Annotated in this window: 22 protein-coding genes; 10 read left to right on the top strand and 12 right to left on the bottom strand. The window is 69.8% G+C overall.

Translation table 11 applies throughout. The annotated features are described in order from the left end of the window. Nucleotides 1-7: 7 nt before the first annotated feature. The 9 genes from ABIE65_RS15705 (at nt 8) to ABIE65_RS15665 (ending at nt 9,758) form a co-directional block, all read left to right on the top strand. Complete coding sequence (locus ABIE65_RS15705; RefSeq protein ID WP_354078929.1) at nt 8-484, top strand: (2Fe-2S)-binding protein; 477 nt, start codon at nt 8-10, stop codon at nt 482-484. Nucleotides 485-551: 67 nt separating this feature from the next. Then, a complete protein-coding gene (locus ABIE65_RS15700) occupies nt 552-2,936 on the top strand; it encodes a xanthine dehydrogenase family protein molybdopterin-binding subunit (RefSeq protein ID WP_354078928.1) in 2,385 nt (794 codons plus the stop codon). Nucleotides 2,937-3,041: 105 nt separating this feature from the next. Next, nucleotides 3,042-3,836, top strand: coding sequence for an FAD binding domain-containing protein (locus tag ABIE65_RS15695; protein WP_354078926.1), 795 nt, complete (start codon nt 3,042-3,044; stop codon nt 3,834-3,836). Nucleotides 3,837-3,984: 148 nt separating this feature from the next. Then, complete coding sequence (gene rpmI, locus ABIE65_RS15690; protein WP_354078924.1) at nt 3,985-4,188, top strand: 50S ribosomal protein L35; 204 nt, start codon at nt 3,985-3,987, stop codon at nt 4,186-4,188. A gap of 3 nt (nt 4,189-4,191) precedes the next feature. Then, nucleotides 4,192-4,572, top strand: a complete 381-nt coding sequence (gene rplT / locus ABIE65_RS15685; protein ID WP_354078922.1) for a 50S ribosomal protein L20 — start codon at nt 4,192-4,194, stop codon at nt 4,570-4,572. 85 nt (nt 4,573-4,657) lie between these two features. Beyond that, complete coding sequence (gene pheS, locus ABIE65_RS15680) at nt 4,658-5,737, top strand: phenylalanine--tRNA ligase subunit alpha (protein WP_354078921.1); 1,080 nt, start codon at nt 4,658-4,660, stop codon at nt 5,735-5,737. After that, nucleotides 5,734-8,145 carry a phenylalanine--tRNA ligase subunit beta gene (gene pheT / locus ABIE65_RS15675; protein WP_354078920.1) on the top strand — a complete coding sequence of 804 codons (2,412 nt, stop codon included), beginning with the start codon at nt 5,734-5,736 and terminating at the stop codon, nt 8,143-8,145. The genes pheS and pheT overlap by 4 nt, the downstream gene beginning before the upstream one ends. A 135-nt stretch (nt 8,146-8,280) precedes the next feature. Beyond that, on the top strand, nt 8,281-9,324 hold the full coding sequence (locus ABIE65_RS15670) for an NUDIX hydrolase (protein ID WP_354078919.1): 1,044 nt from the start codon (nt 8,281-8,283) through the stop codon (nt 9,322-9,324). Nucleotides 9,325-9,362: 38 nt separating this feature from the next. Further along, complete coding sequence (locus ABIE65_RS15665) at nt 9,363-9,758, top strand: VOC family protein (protein WP_354078917.1); 396 nt, start codon at nt 9,363-9,365, stop codon at nt 9,756-9,758. 1 nt (nt 9,759) lies between these two features. Here the strand turns inward: ABIE65_RS15665 and ABIE65_RS15660 are convergent, their stop codons facing one another. The 8 genes from ABIE65_RS15660 to ABIE65_RS15625 all read right to left on the bottom strand — a co-directional run bounded on the left by ABIE65_RS15660 (nt 9,760) and on the right by ABIE65_RS15625 (nt 19,951). Next, nucleotides 9,760-11,454 (bottom strand): hydantoinase B/oxoprolinase family protein, encoded by a 1,695-nt coding sequence (locus ABIE65_RS15660; RefSeq protein WP_354078916.1) that lies wholly within the window; start codon nt 11,452-11,454, stop codon nt 9,760-9,762. After that, on the bottom strand, nt 11,451-13,544 hold the full coding sequence (locus tag ABIE65_RS15655; protein ID WP_354078915.1) for a hydantoinase/oxoprolinase family protein: 2,094 nt from the start codon (nt 13,542-13,544) through the stop codon (nt 11,451-11,453). The genes ABIE65_RS15660 and ABIE65_RS15655 overlap by 4 nt, the downstream gene beginning before the upstream one ends. After that, nucleotides 13,534-15,069, bottom strand: coding sequence for an argininosuccinate lyase (gene argH / locus ABIE65_RS15650; protein ID WP_354078914.1), 1,536 nt, complete (start codon nt 15,067-15,069; stop codon nt 13,534-13,536). Before argH ends, ABIE65_RS15655 begins: the two co-directional genes overlap by 11 nt. A 106-nt stretch (nt 15,070-15,175) precedes the next feature. Next, nucleotides 15,176-15,931, bottom strand: a complete 756-nt coding sequence (locus ABIE65_RS15645; RefSeq protein ID WP_354078913.1) for a hypothetical protein — start codon at nt 15,929-15,931, stop codon at nt 15,176-15,178. A 155-nt stretch (nt 15,932-16,086) separates the two neighbouring features. Further along, nucleotides 16,087-16,893: a hypothetical protein gene (locus ABIE65_RS15640; protein WP_354078911.1), complete on the bottom strand. Its 807-nt coding sequence runs from the start codon at nt 16,891-16,893 to the stop codon at nt 16,087-16,089. A 182-nt stretch (nt 16,894-17,075) separates the two neighbouring features. Beyond that, a complete protein-coding gene (locus ABIE65_RS15635; RefSeq protein ID WP_354078909.1) occupies nt 17,076-18,152 on the bottom strand; it encodes a glycosyltransferase family 2 protein in 1,077 nt (358 codons plus the stop codon). Nucleotides 18,153-18,158: 6 nt separating this feature from the next. Beyond that, complete coding sequence (locus tag ABIE65_RS15630) at nt 18,159-18,890, bottom strand: 2OG-Fe(II) oxygenase (protein ID WP_354078907.1); 732 nt, start codon at nt 18,888-18,890, stop codon at nt 18,159-18,161. After that, on the bottom strand, nt 18,887-19,951 hold the full coding sequence (locus ABIE65_RS15625; RefSeq protein WP_354078905.1) for a mitochondrial fission ELM1 family protein: 1,065 nt from the start codon (nt 19,949-19,951) through the stop codon (nt 18,887-18,889). The genes ABIE65_RS15630 and ABIE65_RS15625 overlap by 4 nt, the downstream gene beginning before the upstream one ends. A 147-nt stretch (nt 19,952-20,098) precedes the next feature. Here ABIE65_RS15625 and ABIE65_RS15620 point away from each other — a divergent pair, with 147 nt between their 5' ends. Further along, nucleotides 20,099-20,629 (top strand): PAS domain-containing protein, encoded by a 531-nt coding sequence (locus ABIE65_RS15620; RefSeq protein WP_354078903.1) that lies wholly within the window; start codon nt 20,099-20,101, stop codon nt 20,627-20,629. 42 nt (nt 20,630-20,671) lie between these two features. Here the strand turns inward: ABIE65_RS15620 and metC are convergent, their stop codons facing one another. From metC to tssJ, 4 genes are all read right to left on the bottom strand, one after another. After that, nucleotides 20,672-21,832, bottom strand: coding sequence for a cystathionine beta-lyase (gene metC, locus ABIE65_RS15615; RefSeq protein ID WP_354078902.1), 1,161 nt, complete (start codon nt 21,830-21,832; stop codon nt 20,672-20,674). A gap of 62 nt (nt 21,833-21,894) precedes the next feature. After that, the gene (gene sseA, locus ABIE65_RS15610) at nt 21,895-22,749 is read right to left on the bottom strand and encodes a 3-mercaptopyruvate sulfurtransferase (protein WP_354078900.1); all 855 of its coding nucleotides are present in this window, start codon (nt 22,747-22,749) and stop codon (nt 21,895-21,897) included. A gap of 3 nt (nt 22,750-22,752) precedes the next feature. Beyond that, nucleotides 22,753-23,457 carry an alanyl-tRNA editing protein gene (locus ABIE65_RS15605; protein ID WP_354078898.1) on the bottom strand — a complete coding sequence of 235 codons (705 nt, stop codon included), beginning with the start codon at nt 23,455-23,457 and terminating at the stop codon, nt 22,753-22,755. A 78-nt stretch (nt 23,458-23,535) separates the two neighbouring features. Next, nucleotides 23,536-24,015, bottom strand: a complete 480-nt coding sequence (tssJ, locus tag ABIE65_RS15600) for a type VI secretion system lipoprotein TssJ (RefSeq protein WP_354078896.1) — start codon at nt 24,013-24,015, stop codon at nt 23,536-23,538. Nucleotides 24,016-24,201: the final 186 nt, after the last annotated feature.

The raw sequence follows: 24,201 nt of genomic DNA, 5'->3' as shown, positions 1-24,201 counted from the left end.
TCAGCCAATGCCGACCGTTTCCATGACCGTGAACGGCAAGCAGGTCTCGTCAGAGGTCGAAGCGCGTACGCTGCTGGTGCAGTATCTGCGCGAGCATCTGGGCCTGACCGGCACGCATGTCGGCTGCGACACCAGCCAGTGCGGCGCCTGCGTCGTCCATGTCGACGGCGACTCGGTGAAGAGCTGCACCATCCTGGCGACCCAGTGCGACGGCACCGAGGTGCTGACCATCGAGGGGCTGGCCGAGGGCAACGGCCCGCTGCACCCGATGCAGGAGGCCTTCCGCGACAATCACGGCCTGCAGTGCGGCTTCTGCACGCCCGGCATGATCATGAGCGCCATCGACCTCGCGAAGCGCAACGCCGAGCCGAGCGAGAAGGAGGTGCGCGAGTGGCTGGAGGGCAACCTCTGCCGCTGTACCGGTTACCACAACATCGTCAAGGCGGTGATGGCCGGGGCGCGGGCGATGAACGCCGCGTCGTAGACCCTCCGACCGCCTCGCGAGCCAGGACGGGGGCCGGAAGAGCCCCCGCGCAGCCAGGGAGAGGCAGATGCCCAGGGAAGACGGTATCGGCGCCGCATTGCGCCGCAAGGAAGACTTCCGCTTCATCACCGGCCGGGGCAACTACACGGACGACATCGACCGGCCGGGCCAGCTGCACGCCGTGTTCGTCCACTCCCCGCACGCGAACGCGCGCATCCGGAGCATCGACGCCGACGCCGCACGCAGGATGCCGGGCGTCGCCGCGGTGTTCCTCGGATCCGACCTCGCCGCGGACAAGATCGGCGGCTTGCCCTGCGGCTGGCAGATCCACTCGCGCGACGGCAGCCCGATGGTCGAGCCGGTGCATCCGGTGATCGCCGTCGACCATGTCCGCTATGTGGGCGACCAGGTGGCGATGGTCGTCGCGAAGTCGCGGCGCGAGGCGCAGGACGCGGCGGAACAGGTCGAGGTCGACTACGAGGTGCTGCCGGCCGCCGCGTCGACCGCCGACGCGATGTCGCCGGGCGCGCCGCGGGTCTGGGAGCAGGCGCCGAACAACGTCTGCTACGACTGGGAACTGGGCGACAAGGTCGCGGTCGACGCCGCCTTCGGCAGGGCCAAGCACGTCACGCGCCTGCAGCTGGTGAACAACCGGCTGATCCCCAACGCGATCGAGCCGCGTGCCGCGATCGGCGACTTCGACCGGGCCACCGGCGAGTATACGCTCTATACGACCAGCCAGAATCCGCACGTCATCCGCCTGCTGATGGGCGCCTTCGTGCTGAACATCCCGGAGCACAAGCTCCGCGTGGTGGCGCCGGACGTCGGCGGCGGCTTCGGGTCGAAGATCTTCCACTATGCCGAGGAGGCGGCGGTCACCTGGGCCGCCGGCAAGCTGCGTCTGCCGGTGAAGTGGACGGCCGACCGTTCCGAGTCGTTCCTTTGCGACGCGCACGGCCGCGACCATGTGACGACGGCGGAACTCGCGCTCGACGAGAACGGCAGGTTCCTCGCCATGCGGGTCGAGACGATCGCCAACATGGGCGCCTATCTCTCCACCTTCGCGCCTGCGGTGCCGACCTATCTCTATGCGACGCTGCTGGCGGGCCAGTACACGACGCCGGTCATCCACTGCAACGTGAAGGCGGTCTTCACCAACACCGTGCCCGTCGACGCCTATCGCGGCGCCGGCCGGCCGGAGGCCACCTTCGTCGTCGAGCGGCTGGTCGAGACGGCGGCGCACGAGATGGGCATCGATCCGGCGGAGCTGCGGCGCCGCAACTTCGTGGCGCCCGACGCCTTCCCGTACCAGACGCCGGTGGCGCTGCAGTACGACAGCGGCAACTACGCCGGCTCGCTCGACGCGGCGCTGGCGGCCATCGACTACAAGGGATTCGAGCAGCGGCGCGCGGCGTCGGCGGCGAAGGGCAGGCTGCGCGGCATCGGCCTGTCGGCCTATATCGAGGCCTGCGGCATCGCGCCGTCCGCCGTGGTCGGCGCGCTGGGCGCCAGGGCCGGCCTCTACGAGGCGGCCGAGGTGCGGGTCAACCCGACCGGCAGCGTCGTGGTCTTCACCGGCACGCACAGCCACGGCCAGGGCCACGAGACGACCTTCGCCCAGGTGGTGGCGGAGCGGCTCGGGATCCCGGCGGAGAATGTCGAGGTGGTGCACGGCGACACCAACCGCATTCCGTTCGGCATGGGCACCTACGGCTCGCGCTCGCTGGCGGTCGGTGGCTCGGCGCTCTCCAAGGCGCTCGACAAGGTCGAGACCAAGGCGAAGAAGATCGCCGCGCACATGCTGGAGGCGTCCGAGGCCGACATCGAGTTCGTCGACGGCAAGTTCACCGTCGCCGGCACCGACCGGTCGCTCGCCTTCGGCGACATCGCGCTGCAGGCCTATGTCCCGCACAATTTCCCGCACGACACGCTGGAGCCGGGGCTGGACGAGCAGGCCTATTACGACCCGAAGAACTTCACCTATCCGGCGGGCTGCCACATCTGCGAGGTGGAGATCGACCAGGACACGGGCCACGTGCACATCGACCGCTTCGTCGCGGCCGACGATTTCGGCAAGATCGTCAACCCGATGATCGTCGAGGGACAGGTGCACGGCGGTATCGTGCAGGGCGTCGGGCAGGCGCTGCACGAGGGCTGCGTCTATGACGCCGAGGGGCAGTTGCTGACTGGGTCGTACAACGACTATTCGATGCCGCGGGCCAACGACGTGCCGTTCTTCGAGGTTTCGACCCAGGAGACGCCGTGTCCGCACAACCCGCTGGGCGTGAAGGGCTGCGGCGAGGCGGGCGCCATCGCCGCACCGGCGGCCGTGATGAACGCGGTGCTGCACGCGCTGGCGCCGGCCGGGGTGAAGCATCTCGACATGCCGGCGACGCCGCGCCGCGTCTGGGAGGCGCTGCGTGCGGCCCGGGTGCCGGCGGCGGCGGAGTAGGCCGCCTCGATCGGCTGCCGATCGAGGCCGGTTGGCGACGTAATTGCAGTGGCCGCGTAAATGCGGTGATGTGTGGCATTCGGGCGCAGAGCCGAAGGGGACGACATGTACGATTTCCAGTATGAGCGCGCGACGTCGGTGGACGACGCCATCGCCAAGCTGAAGGCGGCCGACGACGGGCTGATCGTCGCCGGCGGGATGACCATGATCCCGACGCTGAAGCAGCGGCTGGCGCAGCCGTCCGCGGTGATCGACCTGGGCGGCCTCGCCGAACTGCGCGGTATCACCGTCTCCGGGAACACCGTCACGATCGGCGCCATGACGACACACGACACGGTGGCCCGGTCGGCAGACCTGAAACAGTCGCTTCCGGTGCTGAGCCAGATGGCGCAGATCATCGGCGACCCCGCCGTGCGCAACCGCGGCACGATCGGCGGCTCGATCTGCAACAATGATCCCGCCGCGGACTATCCGGCGGCGCTGGTCGGCCTTGGCGCCACTGTCCATACCAGCAAGCGCACGATCGCGGCGGAGGACTTCTTCACCGGCATGTTCGAGACGGCGCGCGAGCCGGACGAGCTGGTGCTGAAGGTGGAGTTTCCGATCCCGGAGAAGGCGGCCTACCAGAAGTTCCGGAACCCGGCCTCGCGCTACGCCATCGTCGGCGTGCTGGTGGCGAAGACGGCGAACGGCGTGCGCGTCGCGGTCGCGGGCGCTGGGCCTTGCGTCTTCCGCGTGCCGGAGATGGAGCAGGCGCTGTCGGCCAATTTCTCGTCGAAGGCGATCGAGAACGTGACGATCCCGGCGGACGGGCTGAACGCCGACATCCATGCCAGCGCCGAATACCGGGCACACCTCGTCGGCGTGATGGCGCGCCGCGCGGTCGACGCCTGCGGCTGACGCCGAGCCGGCGAGGGCACGCCTCGATCCTTGCTTTCGAGACGCGCGGCCGCTATATCCGCGCGTCTCGCGCCCTTTATCGCGACTGTCGGGCCGGAATCGATCCGGGGCATGCCCGCCGTCGCCTCTGCTGACCCAGGAGGTCCAAATGCCCAAGATGAAGACGAAGAGCGCCGTCAAGAAACGTTTCCGCCTCACCGGCAGCGGCAAGGTCCGGGCGAACGTCGCCCACAAGCGGCACATGCTGACCGCGAAGCCGCAGCAGATGAAGCGTCAGGCGCGCGGCACGATGATCCTGAAGGATTGCGACGCCGGCATCGTTCTCGGTTTCATGCCCTACGCGAAGGCCTGATCCATGGCACGTGTCAAGCGGGGCGTCACGACGCACGCCCGTCACCGCAAGGTCGTCAAGCAGGCTGCAGGCTATCGCGGCCGCAGCAGCACGAACTTCCGGATCGCGATCGAGAAGGTCGAGAAGGGCCTCCAATACGCCTATCGCGACCGCCGCAACAAGAAGCGCGACTTCCGCGGCCTCTGGATCCAGCGGATCAACGCCGCGAGCCGCGAGTTGGGCCTGACCTACTCGCAGTTCATGAACGGCATCCACAAGGCCGGCATCGAGGTCGACCGCAAGGTCCTCGCCGATCTGGCCGTGCACGAGCCGGCGGGTTTTGCCGCCCTGGTCGATCAGGCCAAGGCCGCCCTGGACGCCGCCAAGCCGGCCGCAGCGGAGTAATTGCGGGCGGGGCCGGTTCCCGTTCGGGAGCCGGCCCCCACGCCGACCGCCGCGCTGCCGCAGAGACAGCAACGGACACCTGCCCATGAGCGATGACCTGAAAGGCCTGCGGCGCGAGCTGCTCGCCGGGGTTTCGGCTGCCTCGGATCTGGCCGGGCTGGAACAGGTCCGCGTCGACGTGCTGGGCCGCAAGGGCCGCATCACCGATCTGATGAAGGGCCTGGGCGCGCTCGCGCCCGAGGCGCGTCGCGAACAGGGCCAGGCGTTGAACCGCCTGAAGGACGAGGTCGCGGGCGCGATCGAGGGGCGCAAGGCCGAACTCGGCCGCGCCGAACTCGATCGCCGGCTGGCGTCGGAACGCATCGACGTCACCCTGCCGGTGCGGCCCGAGACCGAGGGCCGCATCCACCCGGTCAGCCAGACCATCGACGAACTGGTCGCGATCTTCGGCGCCATGGGCTTCTCGGTCGCCGAAGGGCCGGACATCGAGGACGACTGGTACAATTTCGGCGCCCTGAACATCCCGCCGGAGCACCCCGCCCGGCAGGAGATGGACACCTTCTACCTCGACACCGAGGTCGACGGGCGGCGTCCCGTTCTGCGGACGCACACCTCGCCGGTGCAGATCCGCACGATGCAGAACGTCAAGCCGCCGATCCGCATCATCGCGCCGGGCCGGACCTATCGCTCCGACAGCGACGCGACGCACTCGCCGATGTTCCATCAGGTCGAGGGGCTGGCGATCGGCGAGAAGATCCACATGGGCCACCTGAAGGGGTGCCTGATCGAGTTCTGCCGCGCCTTCTTCGACGTGGCCGACCTGCCCGTGCGATTCCGCGCCAGCTACTTCCCCTTCGTCGAACCGGGTGCGGAGGTCGACATCGGCTGCTCGCGCGCGGGCGGCGAACTGAAGATCGGCGCCGGTGGCGACTGGCTGGAGATCCTGGGCTGCGGCATGGTCCACCCGAAGGTGCTGGCGAACTGCGGCATCGATCCCGAGCGCTGGCAGGGCTTCGCCTTCGGCATGGGCATCGAGCGCATCGCGATGCTGAAATACGGCATCCCCGATCTGCGCACCTTCTACGAGTCCGACATGCGCTGGCTGCGCCATTACGGCTTCGCGCCTCTCGACGTGCCGAGCCTGACCGGAGGGTTGGCGCGATGAAGCTCACGCTGGGCTGGCTGCGCGACCATCTGGACACCGAGGCGAGCCTCGACACCATCGCGCGGACGCTGACGCTGATCGGCCTGGAGGTCGACGCGCTGGTCGATCGCGGCGCATCGCTGGCGCCGTTCACCGTCGCGCGGGTCCTCAAGGCCGAGCAGCATCCGAACGCCGACCGCCTGCGGGTGTGCATCGTCGACACCGGGCGCGAGGAGGTGCAGGTCGTCTGCGGCGCGCCGAACGCGCGCACGGGCATGATGGCCGTCTTCGCCCCGTCGGGCACCGTCATTCCGGCGAGCGGCCTGGAACTGCGCAAGTCCGAGATCCGCGGAGTCGAAAGCAACGGCATGCTGGTATCCGAGCGCGAGCTCGGCCTGTCGGACGAGCATGAGGGCATCATCGAACTGGATCCCGGCGCGCCGCTGGGCGCTCCGTTCGCCCGCGTGCTCGGCCTGGACGACCCGCTGATCGAGATCGGCCTGACGCCGAACCGCGGCGACTGCGCCGGCGTGCGCGGCATCGCGCGCGACCTCGCCGCCGCGGGCATCGGCGACCTGAAGCCGTTCCACGGGTGGAACGACAAGGTGGCGCCGGCCTTCGACAGCCCGATCGGCGTGCGGCTCGACTTCCCGCCGGAGGCCGCGGACGCCTGCCCGATGTTCGTCGGCCGCTACTTCCGTGGCGTGAAGAACGGTCCGAGTCCGCGCTGGCTTCAGGAGCGGCTGAAGGCGGTGGGGTTGCGGCCGATCTCGGCGCTGGTCGACATCACCAACTATTTCTCGATCGACATCGCCCGTCCGTTGCACGTCTTCGATGCGGACAAACTGAGCGGCGACATCACGCCGCGTCTCGCCCGGCCGGGCGAGACGATGCTGGCCCTGGACGGCCGCGAATACACGCTGGACGGCGAGATGACGGTCATCGCCGATGCGGCGGGGCCGCAGGCGCTGGGCGGGGTCATGGGCGCCGAGCCGACCGGCTGCACCGAAGAGACGGTGAACGTCTTCCTGGAAGTGGCGCTGTTCGATCCGCTGCGCACCGCGATGACCGGCCGCAAGCTCGGCATTCACTCGGATGCGCGCTACCGCTTCGAGCGCGGCGTCGATCCCGAGGCCGTGCTGCCCGCGATGGAAGCGGCGACGCGCCTGATGCTGGAACTGTGCGGCGGCGAGGCGAGCAACCCGGTGATCGCCGGCGCGCCGCCCGAATGGCGCCGCACGATCGCCCTGCGGCCGGCGCGCGTCGGCGAACTGGGCGGCGTCGACGTTTCGGCCGCGGACTGCGAGCGGATCCTGAAGGCGCTGGGCTGCACGGTGACGGACGGTGCCGACGGCCGCCTGTCGGTCGTGCCGCCGCCCTGGCGGCCGGACATCGAGGCCGAGGCCGACCTGGTCGAGGAAGTGCTGCGGATCTACGGCTACGAGTTCATTCCGGTCACGCCGCTGACCCTGGACACGACTCTGCCGAAGCGGGCGCTGGCGCCGGAGCAGGAGCGGGCGGTACGCGCGCGGCGTGCGCTGGCGGCGCGCGGGATGACCGAGGCGGTGACCTTCTCCTTCCTGCGGTCGAGCGAGGCCGTGCTGTTCGGCGGCGGGCAGCCGGAGATGGCGCTGGCCAATCCGATCAGCGCCGACCTGGACCGGATGCGGCCGTCGATCCTGCCGAACCTGGTCGGCGCGGCGCGGCGCAACGCCGATCGCGGCGTCGCCGACGGCGTGCTGTTCGAGGTCGGGCCGCAATATGGCGGCGTCGCGGCGACGGATCAGCGGCTGGTCGCCGCCGGCCTGCGCTGGGGGCGGACCGGGGCGCGCCATTGGGCGGTGGCACCGCGGGCGGTCGATGCCTTCGACGCCAAGGCCGACGCAATGGCGGCACTGGAGGCGGCCGGCGCGCCGGTCGCCAACCTGCAGGTCTCGACCGACGCGCCCGCCTGGTACCACCCGGGACGGTCGGGCGCGTTGCGCCTCGGACCGAAGGTGCTGGCGCTGTTCGGCGAACTGCACCCGGGCGTCCTGGCCGATCTGGGCTATGACGGCCGCGCCGTGGGGTTCGAGGCCTTCCTCGACGCCGTGCCGCAGCCGAAGGCGCGTGCCGGCAAGGCGAAGCCGATGCTGCGCGTGTCGCCCTTCCAGCCAGTCGAACGCGACTTCGCCTTCGTGCTGGACGAGGTGACGCAGGCCGACGCAGTGGCCAAGGCGGTCCGTCAGGCGGACAAGGCGCTGATCACCGACATATCGGTCTTCGACGTCTATGCCGGCCCGAACCTGGGCGAGGGCCGCAAGTCGCTGGCCGTGAGCGTGACGCTGCAGCCGACGAAGGCGACACTGACCGAGGCCGAGATCGAGGCCGTGTCGCAGCGCATTGTCGCCGCGGTGGAGAAGGCGACGGGCGGCACGCTGCGCCGCTGATCGCCGCCCCGTGTCCCGCGATATGTGCCACGCGGCGTGACCGTCACACCGGTTTTGCTTGACCTCGCACGGCCTGCGGTCACCTTTGCAGGCGAAGCACGCACGGAGCGACGGCGCGAGGCGGCGGTGGATGACATGGCACAGGACGCAGCCCAGCTGCGCGCGACCGCGGACATCGCGGTCGGACTGTGCGCCGCCGTCATCTCCGTCGCCGACGCCCGGCCGCGGCTCCTGGTGCTCGACGAGCCCCACTGCACCGAGCAGGCCACCGGCCGCGCCGAGGCGGCCCTGCCGTCGGCACCCTTCCTGCCCGACCGCCAGCGGACCCTGGAGGAAGGGCTCCGCGCGGTGGTGGAAGCCCAGACCGGCCTGACTCTCGGCCATGTGGAGCAGCTCTACGCCTTCGCCGACCGCTGGCGCGATCCGCGCGAGCTTTCGGGCGGACCGCGCATGCTCTCGGTCGGCTATCTGGCGCTGGTCCGGCCGTCGCCGCGGATGCGCGAGGGCGTGCGCTGGCACGATCTCTACGACCTGTTTCCGTGGGAGGACCGGCGCTCGGACGACGCAGCGCCATGCGAGCGGCGGTTCCGGCCGCAGCTGCAGCGCTGGTGCGACGGCGGCGACAGTCCGGCGATGCGGCGCGGTCGGCTGGAGCGCGTGGCGATTGCGTTCGGCGACGGTGCCGGGCCGGACCCGGCCGCTGTCCTGGAGCGCTACGAATTGCTCTACGAGTGCGAACTGGTCGCCGAGGCGCGACGCGACGCCTGGCAGCGGGCATGGCATGCGGCGCGCGCGGTGGGCGCCGATGATGCGCCGGTGGCGCCGCCGGCCTGCGATTCCGGCCTCGGGCCGGCGATGGTCCTCGACCACCGGCGCATTGCGGCGACGGCACTCGGGCGGCTGCGGGCGCGGCTGGCGCATCGGCCGCTGCTGTTCGAACTGATGCCGCGCAGCTTCACCCTGCTGCAGTTGCAGACCGTGGCCGAGGCCCTGACCGGCGAGGCGCTGCACAAGCAGAACTTCCGCCGCCTGGTGCTGGGCGGGTTGGTCGAGCCGACGGGTGGGACGGAGGCCACGACGGGTGGGCGCCCCGCTGCGCTGTTCCGCTTCCGCCGTGAGGTGCTGCGCGAGCGGCCGGCGCCGGGCGTGGGCCTGCCGGGGCTGCGCCGGTCGGGTTGAGGTCCCACATTGCCATCACCGAAAGCCGAGGAGCATCAATGTCGAAGCAGATCAAGACCTTCCTGATGTTCCAAGGGCAGGCGGAGGAAGCGCTCGATCTCTACCGGTCGCTGTTCAGGGACGCGGTGGTCCTGTCGATGGAAAAATACGGCGCGGGCGAAACCGGGCCCGAAGGATCCGTGAAGCTCGCGAACTTCTCGCTCAACGCCCAGGAGTTCATGTGCATCGACAGCCCCGTCGATCACGGCTTCTCCTTCTCGCCGTCCATGTCGCTCTATGTCGACTGCGAGAGCGAGGAAGAGATCGACCGGGTCTTTGCCGCCCTCTCAGATGGCGGCAGCGTTCTGATGCCGCTCGACAGGTATCCGTTCAGCGAGAAGTTCGGCTGGGTCGCCGACCGGTTCGGCGTGTCGTGGCAGCTGAACCTGTCGTGACCTAGACCGGATCGGGCAGGCCGGCGATGCCGTAGATCTCCGCGGCGGCCTTCGGGCTGACGATGCCGTCCAGGACGTCCTGGCGGACGAGCGCCGGGTCGCGATCGCCGGGGGCGCCCCAGCCGCCGCCGCCGGGCGAGCTGATGCGGATGCGGCCGGGGCCGACGCGGACGATGCCGTAGCCGCCGTTCGGACTGATCGCCGCACCGCCGTCCTCCGGCAGGAAGGCGATTGTGCCCGTCGCGCCGTTCCGGCCGCCGACGACGCCGAAGGCGCCGCGGCTGGTATAGGCCTCGCCGCGGAAGGCGATCTGCACCGGGCGCTGTATCGCCACCTCGTAGTCGACGCCGGGGCCGCCGCGGAAGGCGCCCGCGCCGGCGGCGTCGGTGCGCAGCTCCTGACGGACGACCCGCACCGGGTAGAGCTGCTCGTAGGCCTCGGCATTCGGGATGACCAGCCCGCAGAGCGAGTTGACGCCGCCCTGCTGCGGGAAGCCGTCGCGGCCGTCGACGGCGCCGCCGCCGGACTGGGCCGCCCAGTGATACATGACGAAGGTGCGCCCGTCCGGCCAAGTGCCGGAGGTCACCGGCGCACCGGGCTTGCCCCAGCCGGCGCAGCTGCGCGTCGGGTCGGCCTTGCCCAGCGCCTCCCAGCAGGCGTTGATGATCTCGCAAGCCGGCGCGATCGTGTTCATGGTCATCGGCGCGGGCGGGCGCGGATTGAGGATGCTCCCTTCCGGCGCCACGATCTCGACCGATCGGAAAGTGCCCTCGTTGCGCGGGATGTCGGCGCCGAGGAAGGAGGACAGGGCCGTGTAGACGCCCGACCAGGTGTTCGCGACGGAGCTGTTCTTGAAGCCGCGGATCTGCGGGTGGGAACCGGTGAAGTCGACGGTCATGGCGTCGCCCTGGACCGTGATCGCCACCTTGATCGGGATGTCCATCGGCACGAAGCAGTCGTCCTCGAACCGGTCCTCGCCGAGATAGACGCCGTCGGGCAGCTGGGCGACGGCGGCACGGAGCCGGCGGTCGGCATGGTCGAGCACGCCCTTCAGGTAGGCGTTGGTTTCGGCGACGCCGAGACTGGCGAAGAGGTCGGCGATCTGTTCCGCGCCGATGCGTGTGGCGCCGATCATCGCGCGCAGGTCGCCGTCCAGCAGGTCTGGCGTGCGGGTGTTCAGCATCAGCAGCTGCCAGAGGTCCTGGCGGACATGGCCGTCGCGGATGAGGAGGAGCGGCGGCAGGCGGATGCCCTCGTGGAAGATCTCCGTCGCCTCCGGATTGTAGCTGCCGGCGGCACCGCCGCCGATATCGGACTGGTGGGCGCGGATGTTGGCGAAGCCGGACAGCCGGCCCTCGACGAAGACCGGGCGGGCGATGACCCAGTCCGGCAGGTGATTGCCGCCGGCGGTGTATGGATCGTTCAGCAGGTACACGTCGCCGTCGCGGAAGTCGTGGCCGAAGGCGGCGATAAGCGCCCGCACGGCGAAGCCGCCGCCGCCCGTGTGGATCGGGATGCCGTCTGCCTGGGAGACGAGGACGCCCTCGGCATCCGCCAGAAAACACGAGAAGTCGTGCGCCTGGGAGAAGATAGGGCTGCGCGCGGTGCGCGTCATGACCCAGCCCATCTGCCGGCTGATATGGTCGAGCCGATTCTGCGTGAGGGCGAGGGTGACTGGGTCCAGTCTGGGGCTCATGGCGCCGTCTCCGGGGCGGGCAGGTGGACGACGTAGTTACCGGCGGCGTCGACCTCGATCGTGTCGCCGGCGCCGATCATCAGGGTGGTGGTCTCCTCCTCGACGATCAGCGGCCCGGGCAGGCGGTGCCCGGCACGCAGGTCGGCGCCGGCATAGACGGCGACCTCCCGCCAGCCGGTGGCGGCGTCGATCCAGACGGGGCGCCGCTCCACCGGTTCGGGCGCGCCGGTCGCCGCCGGTGCGGCCGCCGGCCTGATCGGCGGCAGGCGGCCGATCGCGGCGAGGCGCAGCTTGGTGATCTCGACATGGCCGCCCGGCTGGTGATGGCCGAACAGCCGCTCGTGCTCGGCCTCGAACGCCTTGCGGACCCGCTCGGCATGGATGCGCCCCTCGTCGAGGGGCACCCGCACGTCCCACTGCTGGCCGCGGTAGCGCAGGTCGAGGGCGCGCGCGAAGCCGCTGGCAGTGTCGTCGAAGCCGTCGGCGGCCAGCATCTCGCGGGCATCCGCCTCCATCTCGGCGAACCGGCGGTCGAGCTGCTCGGGATCGGCGTCGTCGAGCGGCGCGAAGGTCACCCGGACGAGGTCGTGGCGGACATTCGCATGCAGCATGCCGATGGCACAGAAGGCGCCGGAGAGCCGCGGTATATAGACCTTGGCGCAGCCGAGCAGGCGGCCGACCGAGGCGCCGTGCATCGGTCCGGCGCCGCCGCAGGCGACGAGGACGAAGCGTCGGGGATCGTGGCCGCGCTCGATGCTGATGCGCTGCACGGCGTGCAGCAGGTTCTGCTCGACCAGCCGGATGATGCCGGCCGCGGCGGCCTCGACGTCGATGCCGAGCGGCGTCGCCAACACCCGGTCCATCGCGTCGCGCGCCCTGTCGCGGTGGAGCGTGACGGAGCCGCCGGCATAGGGGCCGGGCCGGAGACGGCCGAGCACGAGCTGGGCGTCGGTCACCGTCGGCTCGGTGCCGCCGATGCCGTAGGCGGCGGGCCCGGGCACGGCGCCGGCGCCGGCCGGGCCGGCATACATCAGCCCGGCGCCGTCGACGCCGGCGATGGTGCCGCCGCCGGCGCCGATGGTGTGGATGTCGATGGACGGCAGGGCGAGATGGTAGCCGGCGATCTGGAACTCGTCGGTCACGGCGACCTGCCCGCCGGCCATCAGCATGGCGTCGCAGCTGGTGCCGCCGATCTCCATGGAGATCAGGTCGTCGGAGCCGATGGCGCGGCTGTAGGAGGTCAGGGCGCCGACGCCCGCCGCCGGTCCGGAGAGGAGCAGGGTGACCGGCTTGGAGGCGACCTGTTCGACCGAAGCCGCGCCGCCATTGTTCTGGATGAGGAGCATGCGCTTGCGCAGGCCGAGATCGCGCAGGCGAGATTCGAGCCGGCGCAGATAGCCTACCGTGCGCGGGGCGACGGCGGCGTTCAGCGCGGTGGTCGAACTGCGCTCATACTCGCCGACGACCGGGGCGATGGCGCTGGAGACGGAAATCCAGGCGTCGGGCAGCAGCTTTTCGAGACGCGCGGCCGCCGCCTGCTCGTGCGCGGGCGCGGCGAAGCTGTTGATGAAGCAGATGCCGACGGACCGGACGTCCCGGCTGCGGAAAATCTCGGCGGCGGCCTCGACGTCTTCGAGCGCCAGCGGCTCGATCTCCGCACCGGAGGCGTCGACGCGGCCCCGCACGGGGCGGCGCAGATGGCGCGGCACCAGGACGGGCGGGTTCGGCGGGCGATGATCCCACGGGTTCTCGCGGATGCCGCGGCGGATCTCCAGGCTGTCGCGGAATCCGGCGGTGGTCAGCAGACCCGCCTTGGCGCCCTTTTGCTCTAGCGCGGTGTTGGTCGCGACCGTCGAGCCGTGGACGAAGAGCTCACAGCGTTCGAGCAGGGCCGATGGGCCGGACAGGCCGAGCCGTTCGGCGGCGCGTTCGATCGCATCGAGCACGCCCTGCGCCGGGTCGGCGGGGGTGGAGGGCACCTTGAAGACGCGGACGGCGCCGGTCGCGTCCGCGAGCACGAGGTCGGTGAAGGTCCCGCCGACATCGACGCCGATGCGCCAGGGCGGCGCGAGGCTGGCATCATTCGGCATTCAGCAGTCCGTCCACAGCATCCTCCAAGATCTCGCCCGCACGTTTCAGGCGCGTCGCCACGGCCGCCGTCGCCGCCTCGTCCGTCGACAGGCGCGTGCGCCGATCCGCCAGCATCCGCGCCATCTCGGCCGGCGCCGGGCCGCCGGTCGCCGTCCGCGCGGCCACGTTGGCAGTCGCGTCGAGTGCGGTGCGAACCGTCTCCGCGGACAGGCCGAGCGGACGACCGACAACCGCATGCGCGGCGGCGTCGAGGTCGGCCACGTCGATCCGTCCGGCGGTCTTGCCGCTGGCGATGGCGTCACGCACGACGCGTGCCACGATGGCGTGCGCCTGCCGGAAGGACATGCCGGTCTCGCGCACGATTGTGTCGGCCAGTTCGGTCGCCGTGCCGAAGCCGTCTTCGGTCGCCTGCAGCATGCGCTCTGGCCGCACGGCGAGCTTGGCGACGACCGCATCGAGCAGCCGGATCGTCTTGGCCGTCGTGTCGACGGCGTCGAGGACCGGGCCGTTGAGCGAGGTGACTCCGTCGTTCACGTCGCCGAAGGCGGTGTTCTTGGCGGAGGACAAGGCTGCGACCAGGGCGCCGGTCACCTGTCCGGCGGCGGCCTTGGCGTATTCCAGCGCCTGCGGGTTCTTCTTCTGCGGCATGATGCTGGAGACGCTGGAATGCGAGTCGTCCAACTCGATGAAGCCGTATTCGGCGGTGTTCCAGGCCTGAAGGTCGGTGGCGAGGCGGGAGAGGCCGGTCATCAGCACGGCCAGTGCGGAGACCGTCTCCAGCGCGTCGTCGCGCGAGGCGACGGCGTCGTAGGCGACCTCCACCAGTTCCGGGAAGCCCAGCAGTGCCGCGGTCCGATCACGGTCGATCGGGAAGGCCGTGGTGGCCAGCGCGCCGGCGCCGAGCGGGCAGGCGTCGACATGGCGCAGCGCGCCCGTCAGGCGGTGGGCATCGCGTTCGACGGCGTCGGCGAAGGCGACGAGATAGTAGCCGAGGGTGATCGGCTGGGCGTGCTGGCTGTGGGTGTAGCCCGGCATGACGGTCCCGGCATGGGCCGCCGCCCGGTCTAGCACCGTGGCGCGGAACCGGGCGAGATCGTCCAGGAGCGCCACCAGCGCGTCGCGCAGCGCCATGCGCCAGACGGTCACGTTCAGGTCGTTGCGCGAACGGCCGGTGTGCAGCCGGCCGCCGACGTCGACGCCGAGCGTGCGGACAATGTGGCGCTCGACGTAGGAGTAGAGGTCTTCCTGGGTATGGTCGACGGCGAGGGCGCCGGGGCCGGCCTCGCGCAGCGCCCGCACGGCCGCCAGGATCGGCCGGATCTTCGCGGCATCGACGATGCCGCACTCCGCCAGCATGACCCCGTGCGCCAGATGGACCTGCATGTCCGCGGCGAAGCACCAGCGCAGCGCGCGGGCCACGGCCGGCGCGTAGTAGGCTTCGACCAGTTCGGGGGACGGCGGCGCCTTCACGCGCTCGCGCAGCCCTGGTTCGCCAGTCTCCGATACGCCCGCTTCAAGTCCCACGTCTCACTCCCGATCGCCGTCTCGACCGGGAGGATAAGTCAATCGGCGGCGAGGCGCACCGTGGGGTCGAAGCGTGTCCTGCCGCGCCCGGCAGACACCCGCTGCGTCACTCCGCTGGATACCGGCGGTCGTTCACGAACGGCGCCTGCACGGCGGGCCGGGCATCGGCCGAGGCGAAGCGCTGACGCATCGACAGGGCGTAGATCACCAGAAACATCGCGACGTAGAACTCGCTCGCCTCGCGGATGTCGATACCGGTGAACTCCTCGTCGTTGAGCTGCCAGAAGAGCCAAAGCAGCTTCGCGCCCACATGGCAGCCGACCGCGACGATCGCGGCGGGCATGCTGGCCAGGGTGGGCAGGACCCGGGCGTCGAAGGGTCCGGTCCGTCCGCTCCGCGGTGGATTGCGGAAGACCATCAGGATCCCGAAGAGTCCGATCGCGCCGATGACCCCCCACTTCGCGACGTTCTTCTTCACGAAGCCGAGATTGTGGAGGTTGGTTTCGCCCTGGAGATTGTGCTCCTGGAACCACTCCGGGCTGCTCCACTGGAAGAACCACTGTCCCCAGCTGGCTTCCTCGCCCATGAAGACGAATGCGCCGCAGGCGAGGACCGCCAGCAACAGCGCCGTCGCCCGCTCTCCCCGAAGAAACTGTCGGCGCGCCTCAAGCCCCAGCAGGATCGAGGCGCCGAGCAGAAGCACCAGCGTGCCGAGTTCGACGACGCCCATCTCGCCGTTGAAGATCGCCTCATAAGCGGCATCGTTGGGGGCGAGTATGCGCGCCGCGATCTGCATCAGCAGCGGGACGAGAATCAGTCCGAGATAGAGCGCGGCCGGCAGGTCGGGATTTCGGCGGTTCATTCGTCTCTCGATTGTGGGGACGGCGCGGGATGTAGGTCGGCATGCAGGTACGCCGCAAGGGCACGAGACACGCGATGCCGGCTTGCTGTATGCGTCTGGCGCGCCCTGCCGGCGCAGGCGGCCGGATGCCCGTCGCGGAAGCCGAGCATCGCCACTCAGCCGGTCTTTCCCGGGAGTGATGCGGACGGGGCTTTCGCACCGGACGTCTCGCGCGGGATCGGATGCCCCGCCTGCCGCGGCGTCGGGGCGACCTGCCGCGTGCGGTCGAATGCCTGCAGACGGACTCCGAGCGACATGGCGTAGATCAGTCCGAAAAGCGCGATGTAGAACTCGGTCGCCTCCCGGACGTCGATGCCGATCAGCGGCTCGAGTTCGATGCTTCCGATCCACCAGAAGAGTTTGACCACGACGTGGGAGACGGCGACCACCAGTGCCACAGGCACGCACACGGTCGTCGGCAGCATCTTGCCGTCGAACGGCCCGATCCGGCCCTCTCGCCGGCTGCCGCGCATCGGCATGACCACCCCGAAGACGGCAATGCCGATCACGACCAGCCACTTCGGTATGTCCTTCTTCACGAAGGCCAGGTTGTGGAGGTTCGTCTCGCCCTGTTCGTTGTGCGTCAGGAACCAGTCGGGGCTGTCCCAATGGAACAGCCATTGGCCCCAACTGACCTCTTCGCCCATCACGACGAAGGCGCCGAAGGCAAGGATCGCGGCGAGGATGGCATTCGCCCGCTCCCCGTCCCGCCACAGCCGCCGCGACGTGCGCGCGAGCAGAAGCGTTGCGGCAAACAGGAGCGCGGCGGTACCCAACTCGATGAACCCGGCCTCGCCGTTGAACATGGCGACGTAGCCGCCGTACCACGGGTCGAGCAGGCGGGCGACCACCTGTGCCGCCAGCGGCACCAGGACGAGGCCCATATAGACCGCCGCCGAAAGATCGGTCTCTCGTCGATCCATGGTGGATGAGCATCCCGACATAGAAGGGCAACACGTCTGTCTAAAATCCGACATAAGGCAAGGCCTAGCGGCGAAGCGCGCCTATGCCAAGCCCCAATCGGAGCGGTTCGGTGGGCGTGGCCCGCATGTCACCCGCAGCGTTGCAAAAGGAGCGCGGCACGGGGCCGACAGTCACTCCCGCGTCACTCTCGCCCCTGGTTCCGGGCCGCCGCCGCGGCGGGGGGCGAGGCGGCGAACCGCCGAACGACCGCGGCCGCGAGGTTCCGTCGATAGCCGGCGGTCGCGCCGCGGCGCAGGGGCGAGCGGAAGAAGCGGCCGAAGCCGAGGCGCCGTCCTCCGGCGAATGCCCCCGCACAGAGCTTCAGCCACACCTCGGCGACGGCGTCCGCCAGGGCGGCGTCTTCATAGCGTCCGGCTCCGCGGTTCGCGACAAGCAGGCCCGCCAGCCAGTCTTCAGCCCAGTCGAGCAGCGCCCTGTCGGGAATCCTGCCGGATTTCCGGGTACGCGACAGGCCGACATGTGCTGCGAGATCCGAGGCGACGTAGCGAACGCCGAGTTCGTCAAGCTGTCGCGCGGCGATGCGCTGCTTCAGTTGATCGCCGATATCGAAGGTCGCGCGCGTGAACTGACCGTGATGCTGTCGGGCCTCGACCAATATCTCGGGCAGGTTGCCGAGGATGTTGTCGCCCGACATGCGGACGAACAGGTCGTAGTCCTGGCAGCGCGGAAAGCCCGGGTCATATCCGTAGGCACGCATGATTGCCGTGCGGCCCATGACGGAGCGGTTGCTGATGCAGCAGCGGAACAGCAGATGGGCGTCGACGTCGGCGGGTGCGACGGGCTGGATCCGCCGCCGGCCCGTCGGCCGACCTTCGCCGTCGATGAATCGGGCCCAGGTGCCGATCAGCGCATGGTCGCGATGCGCATCCAGAAAGCCGACCTGACGCTGCAGCCTTTCCGGCAGCATGCGGTCGTCGCTGTCGAGGATGGCGAGATACTCGCCGCGCGCCAGTTCCAGGCCGCGGTTGCGGCTGACCGGAATGCCGAGGTTGGCGCCGTTCGACACCAGCCGGACACGCGGATCACCAAAGGCCTCGACGATCGCGCAGGTCCGGTCCGTCGAGCCGTCGTCGACGACGATCAGCTCGAAGTCCCGGAACGTCTGCGCGAGTACGCTGCCGACCGCGTCGCCGATCAGGTCTTCGCGATTGTAGGCGGGGATGAAGACGCTGACGCGGGGCGTCGCGGCGGTCGGCATGCCCCGTCAGGCCGTCGCCGGTGCCGCGAACGCTTCGCGCAGGACAGGGATCTGGGCGATGGTCTGGTCCACCATGCCGTTGAACTCGAACACCAGGATGAAGACCTTGCGCAGCTTGCCGGGCGGGCAGGCGAGGGCGCGTACGCCGTGCCAGGAATGCGGCTTGCGCGCAAACAGCAGGCTGCGGTTGCCCATGGTCTGGGCGGGTTTGGCGTCGGCGAAATCTTCCCATTTCGGGGCGGAGCGGTAGGGGAACTTGCCCTGGTCGTCGAGGATGACCGTCTCGCCGCCCCACGACGGGTCCCAGTCTTCCGGCGTGCTGAAATAAAAGATCTGCGAGCCGATCTTGTTGAAGGAATCGCAGTGCGGCGACACCGACTTGCCGGCCGGCGTATAGTGCCAGTGCATGCGCAGCTTGAAGCTGCGGCAGCCGAACATGCGGCGGACGAAGGCGGTGTACTCCGGGCCTTTCAATTCCGCGATGAAATCGGCCCAGGGCTTCGGCAGATCGAGACCGTCCCTGTACTCCAGGGTATAGCGGTCGTGGCTCATCTGGCCGTGTTTGCGCGCCTTGCCGAATATCTCGTCGAACATCGAGACGTCGGGAAGCGACGCGTAGAGTTCCCGGAAGCCGGCATCGGTCAGGATTCCCTCGGGATTCAGCCAGGGATAAGGCTTCCGATTCCGGAAGCCGAGCGCATCGACGGCACGGAGCGCATCGAAGTCGAGATAGCTCACTCTACGGCCTCCTTCGGCGCAGCATCAGGCAAGGCGGCACTCATGTAGTCGAGACCCGGTCGCAGTAACAGGGCTTTCACACGATCGACGGTGCGCGCCAGATCGTCGCGCGATCCGGGCACCGCACCGCCGGCGATACGCACGGCGCTTTGCAGGCGGGCCATGTTGCGCGGCGGCGTAGCGATGCCGGACCGCGCCAGCCATCGCCAGACGGCGCCGGGTGGCCGGATCGAAGGGCGAGGGGGGCCGGGCTCGAAGACGGCGACGGGGCGACCGGTCGAGGCGGCCTCTGCCAGCATGGATGCGCTGTCGGCGGTGACGAGGAAGGCATCGGCCAGGGCCATAAGCGCAGGATAGGGGTTCTCGGCGTTAGGGGCCCAACGATGCAGAAAGGACGGCGGCTGCAGTGCCGCTGCGATGGCGTCGGCCGCTGCGGGCGGTGTGCGCGGGCTCGTGGTGACCAGCAGGCTGCCGCCATGCCTTACGGCGGCCGCCTCGGCCACGAGCGCGGCGCCGGCGGATGCGTCCATCCGGTAGGGTGCGCTCCGGCCACCGACCAGCACAACCGTCCACGGCCGCGGCAGATGGGCGAGACGCGGGGCCCACACTTCGGCCGCCGCCGTCATGGCCGCGGGATCTGGCCGGTTCAACGGGAGGAGGAGTTCCAGCACGTTGGCGCGCGGCGGCAGGCCATATTGCGGCGTCGTGACGATCAGGTCGAAATCGCGCAGCGGTGCGAACGGGCGCCCGATCTGAACCAGCGCCGTCCGACCCGCCGACCGCCGCCGGATCCAGCGGGCGACCGGGACGCTGCGCTTGCCGACCGCGACGACGAGGTCGGGCCACGGCGGCTCGATCGGGTCGGATGCGGGCCCGGTGTGTCGGCGCGTCGCCCCCAGTAGCCAGTTCGGGGCGTGGTGCAGCCGGTTGTAGCGGAGGCGCTTCGGCACGAACGGCCAGCCGAGCGCCGCCGCCAGGGCCAGGGCCTGCCCGTTGTCGCCGCTGCGGTGGCCGAGCAGGACCCAAACCGTGGGCGCCGGCTGTCCAGAATGTTCGGTCATCCGTTCCAGCTGATCGCCCTGTGCCACATTTTCGCGAAAAACCTGACTTAGTCAGTTCATTAACGGCGCATTCACTCCGTACGCGGAAGATGAGGATACGAGCCGGCGGGTACCACCCCGAGCGACGAACCGGAAGGCAACCGACTCATGCAGCATCGCATCTACGCCACCGTTCCCGACCGTACGACCGTCGCCGAAGAGCATGTGCTGCGTTCCGAAGACCTGAGCCATCCGGTTCTGGCGCGGTTCGACGCCCTCTGGCGCTCCCGCTGCGACGAGGGTCGCCTGCCGGGCGCGACGGACATCGACCCGATCGAGATCGCCGACCTTCTCGCGCACGTCATGCTGGTCGACGTGGTCCGCGACGGCGCGTCGGTTCGCTTCGCCACGCGGCTGGTCGGGCAGCACCATGCCGACCTGTTCGGCCGCGCCGGTGCGGCCAACTATCTGTCCGATGGGCGCGACACGAGCGCGGACCATCTCCGCGACGTGATCTCGATGGCGTTGCCGCGCTATGCCCGTGGCCACGTCGACGCCACCGCGAAAGGCGCAGCGAGTTTTGAGCGCGTGTCCTACCCGCTGGCCTCGGACGGCCAGGAGGTCGACCGTCTCATCTGCGTCGTTGCACCGCGCTACAGTCGGCCCGCCCGGATTTCGTCGATCTTCTCCTGGTTCTGAGGCGGGGGCCCGCGAGCGGGCCCCTCGCCATTTCCGCCGACGTCAGGTCGCCTGCTTCAGGCGGCCGAAACCCGACTCGAGGTCGGCGATGAGATCGCCGACATCTTCCAGGCCCGCGTGGATACGCAGCGTCGGACCTTCCGGTGCCCAGGCCGTCGCCGTCCGGTAGGGCCGCGCATCGGTCGGCAAGATCAGGCTCTCGTAGCCGCCCCAACTCGCCCCCATCCCATAGAGCTCGAGGCCGTCCAGCATCGCCGCGACGGCCGTGTCGGACACCGGCTTCAGCACGACCCCGAAGAGGCCGGAAGCGCCCAGGAAGTCGCGCTTCCAGATCGCGTGCCCGGGATCTTCCGGCAGGGCGGGATAGAGGACGCGAGACACTTCCGGCCGGGTCTGCAGCCACTGCGCCATCTTCAGCGCCGTCGCCTGATGCTGGCGCAGCCGCACGGCCATGGTGCGAAGGCCGCGTGTCGCGAGATAGACGTCGTCCGGTCCGGCGCAGGCGCCGAGCGTATCGAACGAATCGCGGACCGCGTCGAAGCTCTCCTCGTTCGCCGTCACCACACCGATCATCGCGTCGGAATGCCCGACGATGTACTTGGTGCCCGCGTGGATCGAGACGTCGACGCCGTGCTCGTACGGCTTGAAGAAGAGTGGCGTCGCCCAGGTGTTGTCGATCAGGACCTTCACGCCGCGCGGCCGCACCGCAGCCGACATCGCCGGGACGTCCTGCATGTCGAAGGTCTGCGAGCCGGGAGCCTCCAGGTAGAGGACCTTCGTGTTGTCGCGGACGAGCTCGGCGACGCCGGCGCCGATCGTGGGATCGAAGAAGGTCGTCTCGATGCCCATGCGCTTCAGGAAGGTGTTGGCGAAGCGTCGCGCCGGGCCGTAGACGCAGTCGACCATCAGGACGTGGTCGCCGGTCTGGAGGAAGGCGAGCAGCGCCGTGGTCACCGCGGCGAGGCCGGACGGTGTCACGACGGTGCCGTGCGCACCTTCCAGTTCGGCGACGGCATCCTCCAGGGTGAAGACCGTCGGGGTGCCGCGCCGGCCGTAGCGCGGGTCGCGCAGGCCCTTCGGCGCCTTCAGGTCCGCGACCGTCGGATTGAGGATCGTCGAGGCGCGGAAGACCGGCGTGTTGACGACGCCGAAGTGCCGTTCCGGGTGACGTCCGGAATGCGTGATGATCGTGTCGTCCTTCATCGCCGGTGGTGGCCTTCCGCTACAGTGGGTTTCGAGGGCACGGCACGAGGCGTGCGTGTGGTCTAGGCGGAGGTCTCGACCGGTACGTCCGGGCGACCGCCCCACTCGCTCCACGAGCCGTCATAGACCGCGACGTCGTCGCGGCCGATCAGGTAGAGGCCGAGCGCGAGCACCGCCGCCGTGACGCCGGATCCGCAGGTCGTGACGATCGGACGGCCGAGGTCGATGCCGGCGTCGCGAAACAGCCGCTCCAGTTCCTCCGCCGGCTTGAAGCTGCGGTCGGCCTGGAACAGCTCCGTCGAGGGCAGGTTGCAGCTGCCGGGTACGTGGCCGCTGCGCAGGCCCGCGCGGGGTTCGGGATCGGTGCCGCGGAAGCGGCCGTGGCTGCGCGCGTCCAGCACCTGTTCGCGGCGCGCGTCGATGTTGTCGCGGACCTGATCGAGGCTGCGCACCAGGCCGGCGTCGAGCGTCGCGGCATAGGTTTCGGGCGGGTATTTTGCCGGGTCCGCGGAGAGCGGGCGCGCTTCGGCCTTCCACTTCGGCAGGCCGCCGTCGAGGACGGCCACATCCTGATGGCCGAAGGCGCGAAAGGTCCACCAGACGCGCGCGGCACCCGTCGTGCCGATCGTGTCGTAGACGACGACCTTGTGGCCGTTGCCGATGCCGAGCCTGCCGACGGCCTCAGCGAAGGTCGCCGCGTCGGGCAGCATATGCGGCAGGTCGGTCGTCTGGTCGGCGATGCCGTCGATGTCGAAGAAGGCAGCGCCGGGGATGTGCTCGGCGTCGTATTCCGGGCGCGGCTTGCGGCCGGTTGTCGGCAGGTGATGGCTGGCGTCGATGATCCGCACGTTCGGATCGTCGAGGTGGTCGGCAAGCCATGCTGTGGAGACGAGCGCTTCGGGTTTCGCGTAGGCCATCGGTCACTCCGCCAGGGCGATGTTGATCCGCCGGTTGTGGCGGCCCTTGTTCTCGATCTTGCCGACCGTGATTGTTCCGATCTCGCCGGTGCGGGCGACGTGGGTGCCGCCGCAGGGCTGCAGGTCGATGCCGGCAATCTCGACCAGACGGACCTTGCCGCTGCCGCTGGGCGGCTTCACGCGCATGGTGCGCACCAGTTCGGGCTGGGCCTCCAGCTCGGCATCGGTGATCCAGCGGGTCGTTACGGCCGCGTCGGCGGCGACGAGGCGCGCCAGCTCGGCGGCGACCGCCTCCTTGTCGAGGGCGGTGTCCTGCAGGTCGAAGTCCAGCCGGCCGCGGCCGTCGCCGATCTGGCCCCCCGTTACGCCGCCCGGGATGACGGCGCAGAGCAGGTGCAGCGCGGTGTGGACGCGCATGTGGCGGAAGCGGCGCTCCCAGTCCAGTTCGGCCGTGACGGTGTCGCCCGGCGCCGGCAGCGGGGCGCCGTCGGGCACGAGATGGAGGATGTCGCCGCTGTCGCGATCGTAGACGGTGCCGATGACGGCGCAGCCGCCGTTGCCGAAGGCCAGACGGCCCACATCGCCCGGCTGGCCGCCGCCGGTCGCGTAGAAGACGGTCCTGTCCAGGCGGATGCCGTCGGGCCCGGCGCCGGTCACCGTCGCGGTGCAGCGCTGCGCATAGGCATCGTCGCGAAAGACTAGTTCCATCGGCACCTCAAGGCTCGGACGCCGCGTCACTATAAGGAGGTGGGCGGCGGCATCAAGGCGGCGGGCGGCCGGAAGCGATCAGCCGTCGCGGGAGCGGGCGAGGATGGCGCGCGGACCGACTTTCAGGTCGATCTCCGTGGTCCGGCTCGGCGGCATCTGGACCAGGTCGCGCCACTTCGCCGTTGCCGGGTCGCGATAGGCCGCCACGATCCCCAGCCAGCGGTCGCTGGGGTCCAGCGTGCGCGTCAGGGTTTCGGTCTGGCCGGGATAGATCGTGAACTCCACCGTTCCGACCAGGTCGGGGCCGAGCGTCTTCTCGTCGGCGCCCTCGACCAGATCGTCGAATTGCGCCTGCTGGAATCCCTCGGCCTTCCGCAGCCTGAAAAGCCGGACGACCACCGGTTCCGACTTGCCCTCGCGGTCCGGATTCAGAACCGGCGCCGAGGTGATCACGAACCGCGCCGTGGTCGGCGGCGGCACGTTCGGTTCCGGGGAACGTCCGGCACACGCTCCCGCGAGCAGCAGGACGGCGACGGCGGCTGACTGGATCGCGCGCAATTCATACTCCGGATCGAATGGAAGCGCGGACCTTAGCGGAGGCCATCGCCGGAAGCCACCGGAGCGAATCGGGCCCGTGTGCGACTGCAATCCCGGGTGGTGGCGGCCGTGGCCGTGACGGCGCGCGCGACCGCTCCGTGGCGGACTGAGGATATATCTGGATTCACAACTGTTTAAGCAAAAGCT

This window comes from Constrictibacter sp. MBR-5 (assembly GCF_040549485.1).
In the GTDB taxonomy this organism is placed as follows: domain Bacteria; phylum Pseudomonadota; class Alphaproteobacteria; order JAJUGE01; family JAJUGE01; genus Constrictibacter.
The sequence above is the reverse complement of the archived record's forward strand: the minus strand, read 5'-3'. Positions and strand labels throughout refer to the sequence as shown.